This is a genomic window from Moorella humiferrea (assembly GCF_039233145.1).
GTDB lineage: Bacteria > Bacillota > DSM-521 > Neomoorellales > Neomoorellaceae > Neomoorella > Neomoorella humiferrea.
The window spans coordinates 885,626-899,381 of the sequence record NZ_CP136419.1 but is presented as its reverse complement, the minus strand read 5'-3'; the positions used below and the strand labels follow the sequence as shown (position 1 = coordinate 899,381).

The 13,756-nt window shown below is 57.8% G+C and carries 10 protein-coding genes; 1 reads left to right on the top strand and 9 read right to left on the bottom strand.

The window, feature by feature from the left end:
• Positions 1–31: 31 nt before the first annotated feature.
• From remA to MHFGQ_RS04660, 5 genes are all read right to left on the bottom strand, one after another.
• Positions 32–307: an extracellular matrix/biofilm regulator RemA gene (gene remA / locus MHFGQ_RS04680; RefSeq protein ID WP_106005872.1), complete on the bottom strand. Its 276-nt coding sequence runs from the start codon at positions 305–307 to the stop codon at positions 32–34.
• Positions 308–321: 14 nt separating this feature from the next.
• Complete coding sequence (locus MHFGQ_RS04675; RefSeq protein WP_106005873.1) at positions 322–1,200, bottom strand: YicC/YloC family endoribonuclease; 879 nt, start codon at positions 1,198–1,200, stop codon at positions 322–324.
• 13 nt (positions 1,201–1,213) lie between these two features.
• Positions 1,214–2,386 carry an LL-diaminopimelate aminotransferase gene (locus MHFGQ_RS04670; protein WP_106005874.1) on the bottom strand — a complete coding sequence of 391 codons (1,173 nt, stop codon included), beginning with the start codon at positions 2,384–2,386 and terminating at the stop codon, positions 1,214–1,216.
• Between the two features lie 86 nt (positions 2,387–2,472).
• Positions 2,473–3,309, bottom strand: a complete 837-nt coding sequence (gene dapF / locus MHFGQ_RS04665) for a diaminopimelate epimerase (RefSeq protein WP_106005875.1) — start codon at positions 3,307–3,309, stop codon at positions 2,473–2,475.
• A 75-nt stretch (positions 3,310–3,384) separates the two neighbouring features.
• The gene (locus tag MHFGQ_RS04660) at positions 3,385–6,123 is read right to left on the bottom strand and encodes a calcium-translocating P-type ATPase, SERCA-type (protein WP_106005876.1); all 2,739 of its coding nucleotides are present in this window, start codon (positions 6,121–6,123) and stop codon (positions 3,385–3,387) included.
• A 121-nt stretch (positions 6,124–6,244) separates the two neighbouring features.
• On the opposite strand from MHFGQ_RS04660, the gene MHFGQ_RS04655 reads away from it, so the two are divergent.
• A complete protein-coding gene (locus MHFGQ_RS04655; RefSeq protein ID WP_106005877.1) occupies positions 6,245–7,999 on the top strand; it encodes an Rqc2 family fibronectin-binding protein in 1,755 nt (584 codons plus the stop codon).
• 10 nt (positions 8,000–8,009) lie between these two features.
• Here MHFGQ_RS04655 and MHFGQ_RS04650 read toward each other — a convergent pair whose 3' ends face one another.
• The 4 genes from MHFGQ_RS04650 to carB are packed head-to-tail and all read right to left on the bottom strand — an operon-like array spanning position 8,010 to position 13,755.
• Entirely contained in the window at positions 8,010–8,897 is an 888-nt protein-coding gene (locus MHFGQ_RS04650; protein ID WP_106005878.1) for a DMT family transporter, read from the bottom strand.
• A 6-nt stretch (positions 8,898–8,903) separates the two neighbouring features.
• Positions 8,904–9,794 (bottom strand): Hsp33 family molecular chaperone HslO, encoded by an 891-nt coding sequence (hslO, locus tag MHFGQ_RS04645; RefSeq protein WP_106005879.1) that lies wholly within the window; start codon positions 9,792–9,794, stop codon positions 8,904–8,906.
• Positions 9,787–10,521, bottom strand: a complete 735-nt coding sequence (pyrF, locus tag MHFGQ_RS04640) for an orotidine-5'-phosphate decarboxylase (RefSeq protein WP_245907877.1) — start codon at positions 10,519–10,521, stop codon at positions 9,787–9,789. Before pyrF ends, hslO begins: the two co-directional genes overlap by 8 nt.
• A gap of 18 nt (positions 10,522–10,539) precedes the next feature.
• Entirely contained in the window at positions 10,540–13,755 is a 3,216-nt protein-coding gene (gene carB / locus MHFGQ_RS04635) for a carbamoyl-phosphate synthase large subunit (protein WP_106005881.1), read from the bottom strand.
• Between the last annotated feature and the right edge of the window lies 1 nt (position 13,756).

Sequence of the window (13,756 nt, the reverse complement as noted above, 5' to 3'; positions counted from 1 at the left end):
TCCTCCCGCCATGTCCGCAAGCTTTACTAATTTATTCTTCCCCATCCTCGTTCGTGTTGACGGGCTCCCGGGAAGAAAGACGGTGGGCCACCGTTTCCGGCTGCACCGCCGACAGGATGACATGTTCGCTGTCGGTAATAATTACCGCCCTGGTCCGGCGGCCGTAGGTAGCGTCTATCAGCATACCGCGGTCGCGGGCTTCCTGGATAATTCTTTTAATAGGGGCTGATTCCGGGCTGACAATGGCCACAATGCGCTTTGCCGAAACAATGTTGCCAAAACCGATGTTAATTAGCTTGAGGTCCATGTTTCCCCTCCTTTTCATTCCAGGTTCTGTACCTGCTCGCGCATTTTTTCCAGTTCGCCCTTGACCGCCACCACCAGGTTGCTTATAGCCAGATCGCCGGCCTTGGCGCCGATGGTATTTATTTCCCGCCACATTTCCTGCAGGATGAAGTCCAGCCGTCTTCCCGCCGGCTCCGTACCGTCCATGGCCAGGGCGAGCTGCTCCAGATGACTTAAGAGGCGAACGATCTCCTCCGTAACGTCTGCCCTTTCGGCCAGCAGGGCCACTTCTATTTCCAGACGTCCGGGATCGAGGGGTATACCGCCGCAGAGCTCAGCGATCCGCTCTCTAAGGCGCTTGGCATACTCGCGGGGTACTTCCGGCGCCCGTTCCCGTATGGCTTCTACCTGCTGGCGTATGTAAAGCAAACGTTTTTCCAGATCAGCCTTAAGGCGTCCTCCCTCGGCCCTGCGCATGGCCAACAACTCGTCCAGGGCTTTAGTTAAAGCCTCCTCAACAACCGGCCATAAAACGGCTTCGTCCCATTGAGGTTCGGCGATTTTAACGACCTCAGGGAAAGCTAACAGCTTCTCCGCGGTAATATCCGCCGATAAAGCCAGTTTTTGTGCCAATTCCTTCAAAGCATTATAATACGCCATCGCCAGGCCCATGTCAACGGTTAGGGGCCGTTTTTCTCCAAATTCTTCGTTAATGCTTATCATTACTTCAACGCGGCCCCTGCTAAGGGCGTTTTTTATAACCTGGCGTATTTTTTCTTCCAGGGCCGCATAAAGACGCGGCAGCCGGACCACTATATCCAGAAAGCGCTGGTTGACCGAGCGAATTTCTACTGTTACCGTTAAACCATTGCTTTTAGCTTCACCCCGGCCGTAACCGGTCATACTGTAAAGCATGAGGCTGCTCCCCTTAAAATTCTACCTTCCCTAAAACAGCTTTCAGGCGTTCAATGGCCTCCTGCATGCGTTCCTTACTGATTGTTAAGGCAATGCGGAAATAGCCTTCCCCGTGATTCCCGTAGCCGTTTCCGGGGGTTATGATGACGCCGGCCTTCTCCAGTACCATTTCGGCAAAGGAAGCCGAAGTATAGCCTTTGGGCACCGGAGCCCAGACGTAAAAGGTGGCTTTAGGCTTTTCCAGACGCCATCCTAAAGAATTAAGGCCGTCGACAATGATGTCCCGCCGTTCCTGATAAATGCGCCGCACTTCGTCCAGGTTGTCCTGGGGGCCAGTTAAGGCGGCTATCCCGGCATACTGTACGGCCTGGAATACGCCGGAATCGATATTGGACTTGAGCCGGCCCAGGGCTTCGACTACGTCGGCACGGCCGCAGGCCCAGCCCAGACGCCAACCGGTCATATTATAAGGTTTGGAAACCGAGTTAAACTCAATTCCCACTTCCTTGGCCCCGGGGGTCTGAAGGAAAGAAGGAGCGCGGTAACCGTCATAGGTAATTTCGCTGTAGGCGGCATCGTGGCAGACTATGAGGTCGTAGTTTTTGGCAAACTCCACTACTTCCTGGAAGAATTTCAGGTCGGCAACGGCGCCGGTGGGGTTGTTAGGATAGTTTAAGAACATCAATTTGGCCCGGCGTGCGACGTCGCTGGGGATTTCCCGTAAATCGGGAAGAAAGCCGTTGGCCGCCTTTAAAGGCATAAAGTAGGATTCCCCGCCGGCCAGCAGGGTGCCGATGTGGTAGACCGGATAACCGGGGTCGGGCACCAGGTTGACATCGCCCGGATCGACATAGCAGAAGGAAATGTGGGCAATCCCCTCCTTCGAACCAATGAGGGTCACCACTTCCCGGCGGGGATCGAGTTCCACATTATAAAGGTTTTTGTACCATTCGGCTACGGCCTGACGAAAGGCCAGCATCCCTTCCGAAGTCGGATAACGATGGTTTTCCGGGTTGTGGGCCTGCTCCACCAGCTTTTCTATTACATGACCCGGGGTGGGCATATCGGGATCGCCGATCCCCAGGCTGATGATGTCTACACCCCGTTCCCGGGCTTCTGCAATTTTTTTCTCAATGCGAGCGAATAAGTAAGGTGGTAATTCACGAATACGCCTGGCTTCCTGCATTTGATGCTATCCTCCTTATAAAGCCACATTTTTTAAGCGGGACTTCCCCCGCCAAAATTAATGCAAAATAATGGACCGGTTGCTGTCTAAAGGGGATAATCCCCCTGAAAGACGGTAACCGCCGGTCCGGTCATATAAACATGATTATTCTCCGGCGACCACTCAATCTCCAAGTCGCCGGCGACCAAATGAACCGTCACTTTCCGGTTGCTACGGCCGGTAAGCACCCCGGCCACGGCGGCGGCGCAGGCACCGGTACCGCAGGCCATAGTTTCCCCCGCCCCGCGTTCCCATACGCGCATTTTCAATTCGCTACGGTTAAGCACTTCAATAAACTCTACATTGGTGCGCTGGGGAAAAAGGGGGTGGTTTTCCACCGCCGGTCCCACCGTAGTAACCGGGGCTTCCGCCACATTTTCGACAAAAAATACGCAATGGGGATTTCCCATGGACACACAGGTACCTCGCCATATGCCGCCGTCTACCACCACCGGCTCGTCCACCACGGGGGAACCCGACCCGGTCATGGGAATCTTTTCGCGCTCCAGGCGGGGCTCACCCATATCCACCCGGACGCCGGTAACCCCGCCTTCTTGCAGGATGAGGCGGGGTTTTATAATCCCGGCCAGGGTTTCCACCCGGATCTCCGGTTCCCGCACCAGTCCTGTTTCATAGACGTAGCGGGCGAAGCAGCGAATGCCGTTGCCGCACATCTCCGGCTCGCTGCCGTCGGGATTAAAGATCCGCATCCTTAAATCCGCCTGGGTGGACGGCAGCACTATGATCAGGCCGTCGGCCCCAATGCCGAAACGGCGGTGGCAAACGCGCCTGGCGAGTTCGTTCAAATCCGCCGGTAATTTTTCTTCCAGGGCGTTTACCACTATAAAATCATTGCCCAGACCATGCATCTTGACAAATCGCAACCACATCACCCTTATCAACCGTGGGCTTTGATGCTCTTATTTTAACATTCCCCTTTAATTTTTACCACCTCTATTTTATCTCTGCCAGACCAGGCGCCGCGCCGGCGTAACCAGATAATAATGGATACCCTTAAAGAACGTACGCCAACCTGCCGCCAGCATAACTATACCCCAATGGAAGGCATTTAAAGGTACGGTTTTAAAAACGAGCTGAAGCAGGGGCACATATAAAACAAGGAGCTGCATGGCCGTCGAAGAGATTACGGCCAGAACCAGGTAGGGATTGGAAAAATACCCCACGGCAAAGGGAGACAAGTTTTCGGAACGGCATTCAAAGACGGCGAAAAGCTGGGCCATAACTAAGGTAGTAAAGGCCAGGGTGCGGGCCGTGGGCAGATCGCCGTCGCCGAGGTAAAGACCAAGGATAAACACGGCCAGGGTGGCCAGTCCGATCTGCAGTCCCAGGATGCCAATGCCCTTTCCCAAACCGCGGGCAAAAATGCTTTCCCCGGGAGGATGGGGCGGCCGTTCCATGAGGTTCGGCTCCTTCACGTCTACTCCCAGAGCCATGGCCGGCAGGCCGTCGGTAACCAGGTTCATCCAGAGAATCTGTATGGGTAAAAGGGGCAGGGGTAACCCGCTGATGACAGCTACAAACATGGTAAATACTTCGCCGATGTTGCAAGATAAGAGATAACGGATAAATTTGCGAATGTTGTCGTAAATGCCGCGCCCTTCCTCTACGGCAGCCACTATGGTGGCAAAGTTGTCATCGGCCAGGACCATGGCGGCGGCTTCCCTTGCCACGTCGGTGCCGCTGCGTCCCATGGCGATACCGATATCGGCTTCCTTAATGGCCGGCGCGTCGTTGACCCCGTCACCGGTCATGGCCACGATATGGTTTCCGGCCTTTAACGCCCGGACGATGCGCAGTTTATGCTGGGGCGACACCCGGGCATAGACGTTGACTTTTAACGACGCCCGCGCCAGTTCTTTCTCAGTAATCTTTTCCATTTCCTGTCCGGTCAGCACCTGATCTTTTCCGGCCGGCAGGCCCAGTTCTTCGGCCACCGCCCTGGCCGTTGTCTGGTGGTCGCCGGTGATCATGACGACTTTAATCCCCGCCCTTTGGCATAGGCGGATGGCTTCCGCCGCCTCCGGCCGCGGCGGATCCAGCATGCCCATCAATCCGACCAGAACAAGGCCCTTTTCTACCGTTTCTGCCGTTAATTCCCCGCCCACCACCAGATCGCGGTATGCCAGGGCCAGGACCCGCAGGGCTTCTCCTGCCATGGCCTCATTTTCGGCCTTTACAGCCTCGCGCCGGGCGGCATCCAGGGGTACAACCCTGCCGTCCAGGAGGATGGAATCGCAAAGGTCGAGGATGACGTCCGGCGCTCCTTTTACATAGACCCGTAGTCCCCTGCCCCGCCGGCAAATTACACTCATACGCTTGCGGCCGGAATCAAAGGGGATTTCTGCTACCCGGGGCTCCTCGGCCTCAAGTTGTTCCCGCCAAAGGCCGCCTTTGGCGGCAGCCACCAGGAGGGCTCCCTCGGTGGGATCGCCGTTTATCTTCCAGGCGTCGCCCCGGCCGCTGTTCCGGCGCAGCCAGCCGCCGATATTAAGTCCATTTCGCTCCAGCACGACATTGTTACACATGGCGGCAATGGTAAGGAGCATTTTTAAATCGCCTTCGACCGCCACCTTCCGGCCGCCCTCCAGGTACTCGCCATGGGGGACATAACCCGTACCGCTTACCATCAGCCTCCTGCCGCCGACCCACACCCGGCGCACGGTCATCTGGTTCTGGGTAAGGGTCCCCGTCTTGTCCGAACAAATAACCGTAACGCATCCCAGGGTTTCCACAGCAGGCAGCCTGCGGACGATGGCCCGGCGCTGTACCATTTTCTGTACACCCAGGGCCAGGCAGACGGTGACAATGGCCGGCAGGCCCTCGGGAATGGCCGCCACCGCGAGGCTTACCCCGGCAAGGAACATGCCGTACAGTTCTTCTCCTCGTAAAGTACCGGCAATGACAACGGCCGCACAGATAACCAGGCAGGCCAACACCAGCCAGCGCCCCAATCCGGCCAGGCGTTTTTGCAGCGGCGTATCTTCATCGGCTACTTCCTGAAGCATGTCGGCGATTTTACCGACTTCCGTGTTCATTCCCGTGGCGACCACCACCGCTTCCCCGCGGCCGCTGGTAATAACCGTTCCCATATGAACCATATTGCGCCGGTCGCCTACAGCAACAGTTCCCTTTAGCGGTCCCGGTTCTTTAAGTACCGGAACCGATTCCCCGGTCAGGGCGGCTTCATCGGCCTGGAGATTGGCGGCCTTTAAAAGGAGGGCGTCGGCGGCCACCCGATCGCCGCTTTCGAGAAGCAAAATATCACCGGGGACCACTTCCCGCGCCGGGATACGACGCACCTCATTATCCCGCCGCACCCGGGCCTCCGGAGCGGCCATTTCCTTTAATGCTTCCAGGGAACGTTCGGCCCGGTATTCCTGAATAAATCCCAGAAAGGCATTAATCACCACAATGGCCACTATAGTTACGGCATCGGCTATCTCTCCCAGGAATGCTGAAACGGCCGTAGCGGCCAGTAATACTAAAACCATGAAGTCACGGAACTGATTGAGAAAAATCACATATGGCGGAGCCTTAGGCTTTGCCTTTAAATTATTGGCTCCCACTGTTTCCAGGCGCCGGCGGGCTTCCCCTTCCGTAAGACCCCGGCGTGCGTCGGATTTTAGCACCATCAGGGCTTCTGCCGGGTCCATTTGATACCATTGACGTCCTTCCATCCCTTGGTCCCCTTCCTTTGCCTTAAATCACCATCAGTTTAAATCACCATCAGTCTATGCCTGTCCCTGGAAGAAAAGAACAAGGCATGCTATACTAAAGAGACGAAAGGAGCGTACGTAAATGGCCTGCGATGGGCTTTTCCTGGCCGCCGTGAGGGAAGAACTGAGGGAATCTGTGGGCAGCCGGGTAGACCGCATCTTTCAGCCTGAAAAAGAAACAATTATTATTCATCTGCGCCGGGGACGCGAGACCCGCAAGCTCCTCCTCTGCAGCCTGGCCGATCAGGCCCGTGTCCACTTTACGACGGCCTCCTTTACCAATCCCGCCTCGCCGCCCCTTTTTTGCATGGTGCTGCGGAAGCACCTGGAGGGCGGGATTCTTGAGGCCGTCGAGCAGCCAAATCTTGAAAGAATCCTTTCTTTCCGCTTTCAAACTACCGACGAGCTGGGCCGACCTACGACGCGGCTTCTTATAATCGAGGTCATGGGCAAGCATGCCAATATCATTCTTCTGGATCCCAGCAACACCATCATCGATGCTGCCCGTCGCTACACCCACGCCGTCAGCCGTTACCGGGAAGTCCTGCCGGGACGGCCCTATATCCCGCCGCCACCCCAGGTGAAGGCCGATCCCCGCAACCTGGAAATGGACGCCTTCATCCGCCTTATGTGGGAAAATTCCTGGGATATACCCCTGGAACGCCTTTTGGTGGAAAAAATCGCCGGGGTGGGTCCACAAACTGCCCGGGAAATTATCTGCCGCGCCGGCCTGCCGGCGGAAACGACTCTGGAAGGCTGTGGCGAATATGAACTGACCCGCCTCTACCGGGCTGTCCAGGAAATTGCCGCCGCAGTATGTCCCCAGGGTTGGCGTCCAGTAGTAATAATGGAACGGGAAGGGGAGACCCTAGCCTTTGCCGCCTTTGAACTCTTTCAGTTCGAAGGGCTGTCCAGGCAATTCATGGCCACCCCTTCGGCGGCCTGTGATTTTTTTTACCAGGTCCGCAGGGAACGGCAGCTCCTGGAAGCGACCCGCCGCAGCCTGGAACACGTCATTGACAGGGAGTTAAAACGCTGCTATAAAAAAGAAGGCCTGCAGGCGGCATCCGTTGCCGAGGCGGCCGACGCCGAAAAATTTCGCCTGGCCGGAGAACTCATCACCGCCAACATCTACCGCCTGGAAAAGGGACAGATATCCTTTACAACCCCCAATTTTTATGACCCCCATGGAGCAGAGATAACCATTGAACTCGATCCGTCTTTAACTCCGGCCGAAAACGCCCAGAGATATTTCCACCGCTATAACAAGGCCCGAAACGCCGCCCGCCTTGCCAAAGAGCAGCTGGAACAAACCAGGACAGAAATAGCCTACCTGGAAAGCGTGGCTCAGGCCCTGGAGATGGCGACGAATTTCGATGACCTGGCGGAAATCCGGCGGGAGCTGCGCCGGGCAGGATACATCACGGAAGAAAAGGAAAAGGATAAGCCGGGAAAAAAGAGTGAAAAAAAGGAGGCCGCGCGGCCTTCCACCCCCATGGAATTCACCTCTCCCGACGGTTTCAAAATCCTGGTCGGGAGGAACAACCGCCAGAACGACTGGTTGACCTTAAAACTGGCCGGCCCCGACGACATCTGGCTCCACGCTAAAGACATTCCCGGCTCCCACGTCGTTATCCGTACCGGCGGCCGCGAAGTGCCTGCCGCCACCCTGGAAATGGCCGCCCGCCTGGCGGCCCGCTACAGCCGTGCCGGTGGGTCTAGCCGGGTACCGGTCGACTACACCCTGGTGAAAAACGTCCGCAAACCCCCGGGGGCTAAGCCCGGCATGGTAATCTACGACCACCAGCGTACTGTTTACGTTGCGCCCTGGGAATAAAAAAGGGGGGCTATTCTGCCCCGGCCAGCTGCTGCCATAAAACGCCGAAGATGATGAAGGCCCCTCCTAAAATTTGAACCGGCAGCAGCTTTTCACCTAATATCAACCCGGACAGAACGGCGGTAAAAACCGGCTCCAGGGTACAGATAATGGCCGCCCGCTGGGCCCCTATGTACTGGATGCTCCCGGCCATGGCGGTAAAGGCGAGGACGGTTGTTATCAAAGCCAGAACGGCAATGGCCAAGAACGCCTGAAGGCTAACGGCGAGGTCCAGGCTTCCCGTAAGCAGAGCCAGCCCCAAAAAGGTCGCGCCAACGATCAAAGTCATATAGGCATTGAAAGTTCCAGGGGCCAGGCGTTTTAGCATATGAGCCTGGCCTACCATATATATGCCGTTGGTCAAGGCGGCCAGGAGGGCGGCGATGACACCTTTAGGGTGCCAATCCCCTGCCGGCACTCCCAGGATTATCAGTAGGCCCAAAAAGGTAACGATGAGGGCTGTAACGGTAGACCTGTTCACAGTTTCTTGGAGCCATACTGCGGCCAATATGGCTACCACTGCCGGGTAAATATAAAAAAGGAGTATGGCTGCCGCGGCCGGGATTTGCTGGAAAGAATAAAAAAGCAGCAGCACCGTTAAAGCCTGCCCGCCTACAGCCAGTGCTACCAAATGGTAAAAGGTAGGCCTTTCTAATCTCCATCCGGCAGGTTTAAAGACCATCTTTCCCCAGAAAAACGCCGCCGCCATAAAAAAACGAAGGACGAGGACGGTCAGGATATTGGCCCCGCCGGCATAAGCCAATTTAGCCGCTACCCCCTCCGTCCCCAGAGCGAACGCAGCCAGCGCCGCTAAAAACGCCCCCTTTATCTCCCTGTACGTATTACCTTGTTTTGGCACTGCCCCTCACCCGTCTCTTTCTTGGGCCGCAACCCGGGCGAGGAGGCCGGCCACTTCTTCCCCGGTAAAGCGATAAACCCGGCTGCAAAAGGCGCACCGGGCTTCGGCGCCTCCCTGCTCTTCCAGGAGTTTTTGCAGTTCTTCCTTGCCTAAAGCAAGGAGAATGTCCTTCAAGCGCTCCCGGGAGCAGTCGCAGCCATAGCTTAAGGGCCGGCTTTCGTGAATCTTAAGATCAAAATCCTTAAGGAGTAGAAACAGAATGTCTTCCGGAGTTTTACCCTGGGAAAATGGTGTACTTACCGGCCCCACCGCCGCAATATTTTTTTCTAAGACGGTAATGATCTCTTCTTCGGCACCAGGCAGAAGCTGCAGGAGATAACCGCCGGCCCCTCTCACTTTACCGTCAGGCTCTACGAGGACCCCCAGTCCTACGGCCGAGGGTTTCTGTTCGGAAACGGTAAAATAATAGGCCAGGTCCTCGCCGATTTCGCCGGAGACGAGGGGCACGCTGCCCCTGTACGGCTCCTTGAGTCCCAGATCTTTAACCACATCCAGGGTGCCCCTGCCCACCGCCCCGCCGACGTCCAGCTTGCCGTCGCTCCTTAAAGGCAGAACGGTCTCCGGTTCCCCAACGTAGCCCTTCACCTTCCCCGGAACGGCCACGGCAACAATGCCTCCCAAAGGTCCGTCACCGCGTACATGAAGGGTAACGCTCTGCCCGTCCTTCAGAGTCGCCGCCATTAAAATTGCTCCGGTAAGGGCGCGGCCTAAGGCCGCAGTGGCCGTCGGAGAAGTGGCGTGCAGTGTCCTGGCTTCTTCCACCAGTTCCGTCGTGCGTGCGACGATGGCCAGGATTTGGCCTCCTCCTGCCGTTGCCCGCACCAGGTAATCAGACATTGTTTCCTAAAGCTCCCTCCATTTCTTCCCCTATGGCCCGGGCCGCTGCTGCCGGATCGGGGGCGGCGGTGATGGGACGGCCGATGACCAGGTAAGAAGCACCCTGCCGCAGGGCATCCTGGGGCGTCATTATGCGGCTCTGGTCACCGGGGTCGGCTCCAGCCGGTCGCACGCCGGGTGTAACGATGAGAAAATCGGGGCCGCAGGCCCTCCTTATGGCCTGAATCTCCCGAGGGGAAGCCACCACGCCGTCCAGCCCCGCTTCCTGGGTCAGTCTGGCCCAGCGGACCACCTGGTCTTCTACTTCCCGTTCAATGCCCACTTCATTACGCAGGGCGTCGCCATCCAGACTGGTTAATACGGTAACGGCAATAAGGAGAGGTGCTGGCCGGCCAAGGGCAGCCGCTTCTTCACGAACGGCGGCGGCCGCCGCGCAGAGCATCTTCCTGCCCCCGGCGGCATGGACGTTCAGCATGTCCACCCCCAGGCGCACTAGAGCCCGGGCCGCCCCGGCCACCGTGTTGGGGATATCGTGGAGCTTCAGGTCGGCAAAGACTTTCCCCCCATGCTCCTTGATCATATGGACCGCCGCCGGCCCTGCCGCGGTATAAAGTTCCAAGCCCACTTTAAACATACCGACATAGGGGAGCAGCCGTCTGACCAGCTCCTCGCCTGCCGCCAGGCCAGGCACATCCAAGGCCACGATGATTTTATCCTTAGCCCGCATAGAATACATCATCTCCCGTCATTGTTGTGGAACATACTCCTGAAGGGACTTTAACTCGAAGTCCTTTCCCGACTTTAATGAGCGGAGCACGGTCAGCAGGGCCCGGGCCGTATCCAGGGACGTCAGGCAGGGAATACCCAGTTCGGCGGCGGCGCGGCGGATCTTAAAACCGTCACGGCCGGGCATCTTGCCCCGGGTCAGGGTATTGAGGACGAAATGGATCTTCCCTTCCCGGATATAATCCAGGATGTGGGGCGAACCTTCGCGGATCTTCCCCACCCTTTCCACAAAGAGCCCCGCTGCGGCCAGGGCGCCGGCCGTGCCGGCCGTGGCCACGACTTTAAAGCCCAGTTCGGCAAAGCCCTTGATAATGGGTATGGCTTCCGCCTTGTCCTTGTCGGCGATGGTGGCCAGCAGGGTGCCGTGATGGGGAATGGCGCAGCCGGCGGCCACCAGCCCCTTGTAAAGGGCCCGTTCATAATCGGCGTCGATACCCATAACTTCGCCGGTGGACTTCATCTCCGGACCCAGGGAAGTATCCACCTGGAGGAGTTTGCCGAAGGAAAAGACGGGAACCTTGACGGCGGTGAAGTCCGGCGGCGCAAGCAACCCCCCGTCGTAACCCATTTCAGGCAGGGTTTTGCCCAGCATGATGTTGGTCGCCAGGGCCACCATGGGCACGCCGGTGATCTTGGAAAGATACGGCACCGTGCGGCTGGAACGGGGATTGACCTCCAGGACGTAGACTTCTCCCTGATGGATGACGAACTGGATATTGATGAGGCCGCGGATCTTCAGGGCTCTGGCCAGCCTTTCGGTGTAGGCGACGATCTTTTCCGTCACCCCCGGCGGCAGGCTGTGGGCCGGGTAAATGGCGATGCTGTCGCCGGAATGGACGCCGGCTCGCTCGACGTGTTCCATTATGCCGGGAATGAGAACGGTTTCCCCGTCGCTTACGGCATCGACTTCTACCTCCGTACCCGGCAGGTATTTATCAACCAGGATGGGGTGTTCCGGAGCCACGCGCACGGCGGTGGTGGCATACTCCAGAAGCTCACCCTCGCTGTGGACGATCTCCATGGCCCGGCCGCCCAGGACGTAGGAGGGCCGCACCAGCACCGGGAAGCCTATCTCTTTGGCGATGCGCGCCGCTTCACCCACGGAAGTCGCCGCTCCGCCCCGTGGCCGGGGGATATTGAGTTCATGGAGGAGGTCGTCGAATTTTTCCCTGTCTTCAGCGCGGTCGATATCGGCCACTTCGGTCCCCAGGATTTTGAAACCGGCTTCGGCCACCGTTTTGGCCAAATTGATGGCCGTCTGGCCGCCGAACTGGACGATGACCCCTTCCGGCTGCTCCCGCTCTAAAACGTTCAATACGTTTTCCGGCGTTAAGGGTTCAAAGTATAGGCGGTCGGAAGTGTCAAAGTCGGTACTCACCGTTTCCGGGTTGTTGTTGATCATTATGGAGTGCACGCCGGCGCGGCGCAGGGCCCAGGCGGCATGGACCGAGCAGTAGTCAAACTCGATCCCCTGACCGATACGGATGGGTCCCGCCCCCAGGACCACCACCTTGCGGCCTTCCAACGGCCGCACCTCGTCTTCCACGTCGTAGCTGGAATAATAGTAAGGGGTGACGGCTTCAAACTCGGCGGCGCAGGTATCCACCATCTTGAAGGTGGGCCGGATCCCCTCATCCTGACGCCGCCGGGCGATGGCAGATGGCGGTAGGCCGGTAAAATTGGCAATCTCGCCGTCGCTGAAGCCCATGGCCTTGGCCCGCCTCAAAGTCGCCCCGTCCAAGGTAGGGCCTATGGCGATGAGCCTTTCTTCCATGGCCACGATCTTTTCGATCTCGCCCAAAAAATAGGGATCAATGCCGGTTATTTCATGGATGGTGGCGATGGTCCAGCCGCGGCGCAGGGCTTCGGCGATGACGAAAAGGCGCTCGTCGTCGGCTTCGGCCATCTTGCGGCGCAGGGCGCCTTCGGAGAAACGCTGGAAGGCCGGCACCCTCAAACCGTCGAGTTTCAGTTCCAGGGAGCGGATGGCCTTTAACAGGGCGCCGCTGAAGGTACGGTCGATGGCCATGACTTCCCCCGTGGCCTTCATCTGGGTGCCCAGGAGACGCTCGGCGAGGGAGAACTTATCAAAGGGAAACCGCGGGATTTTAACGACGACATAGTCAAGGGCCGGTTCAAAGGAGGCCTTTGTTTCCCGGGTGACGGCGTTGGGAATCTCGTCCAGGGTTAAACCCAGGGCGATTTTGGTGGCCACCCGGGCGATGGGGTAGCCCGTGGCCTTGGAAGCCAGGGCGCTGGAACGGCTGACCCGGGGATTGACCTCTATAACGTAATAACGCATGCTGCCGGGATCCAGGGCGAACTGGATGTTGCAGCCCCCTTCGATGCCCAGGGCGCGGATTATTTTGAGGGAAGAGCGGCGCAGGAGGTGGTACTCGCGGTCGGATAGGGTCTGGGATGGAGCGACGACGATGCTATCGCCGGTGTGAATGCCTACGGGGTCGATGTTTTCCATATTGCAGACGGTGATGCAGTTGTCGGCGCCGTCGCGGATTACCTCGTACTCGATTTCCTTCCAGCCCGCCACGGAGCGCTCCACAAGGATCTGTTTGATGAGACTCAATTTCAAACCTTTTAGGGCAATGGTCTTTAGTTCTTCTTCATTCCTGGCCACGCCGCCGCCGGTGCCGCCCAGGGTGTAGGCCGGCCTTACGATGACGGGGTAGCCGATTTCTCCAGCAAAGGCCAGGGCGTCTTCCACAGTGTTGACGATGCGGCTCTCGGGTACCGGTTCCCCCAGTTTCAGCATCATAGCCTTGAACTGCTCCCGGTCCTCGGCCCGCTGGATGGCCTTTAAAGGAGTGCCCAGAAGCTCCACTCCCGTTTCCTCCAGGACACCGGCTTCGGCCAGCTCCAGAGCGAGATTTAGCCCTACCTGCCCGCCGAGGGTCGGTATCAGCCCGTCGGGCCGTTCTTTGCGCAAGATCCTGGCCACAAATTCTAAATTCAAGGGCTCGAGATAAATACGATCAGCCATATCCCTGTCGGTCATAATGGTGGCCGGGTTGGAATTGACCAGGACGACTTCCATCCCCTCTTCCTTCAAGGCCCGGCAGGCCTGGGTGCCGGCGTAATCAAATTCCGCCGCCTGACCGATGATGATGGGGCCGGAACCGATGACCATAATCTTTTTTAAACCCCGTTTTACGGGCATA

Coding starts and splice junctions, on each gene's coding strand:
- remA (WP_106005872.1), bottom strand. CDS start 307: ATGGACCTCAAGCTAATTAACATCGGTTTTGGCAACATTGTTTCGGCA.
- MHFGQ_RS04655 (WP_106005877.1), top strand. CDS start 6,245: ATGGCCTGCGATGGGCTTTTCCTGGCCGCCGTGAGGGAAGAACTGAGG.
- pyrF (WP_245907877.1), bottom strand. CDS start 10,521: ATGCGGGCTAAGGATAAAATCATCGTGGCCTTGGATGTGCCTGGCCTG.
- MHFGQ_RS04675 (WP_106005873.1), bottom strand. CDS start 1,200: ATGCTTTACAGTATGACCGGTTACGGCCGGGGTGAAGCTAAAAGCAAT.
- MHFGQ_RS04660 (WP_106005876.1), bottom strand. CDS start 6,123: ATGGAAGGACGTCAATGGTATCAAATGGACCCGGCAGAAGCCCTGATG.
- hslO (WP_106005879.1), bottom strand. CDS start 9,794: ATGTCTGATTACCTGGTGCGGGCAACGGCAGGAGGAGGCCAAATCCTG.
- MHFGQ_RS04670 (WP_106005874.1), bottom strand. CDS start 2,386: ATGCAGGAAGCCAGGCGTATTCGTGAATTACCACCTTACTTATTCGCT.
- carB (WP_106005881.1), bottom strand. CDS start 13,755: ATGCCCGTAAAACGGGGTTTAAAAAAGATTATGGTCATCGGTTCCGGC.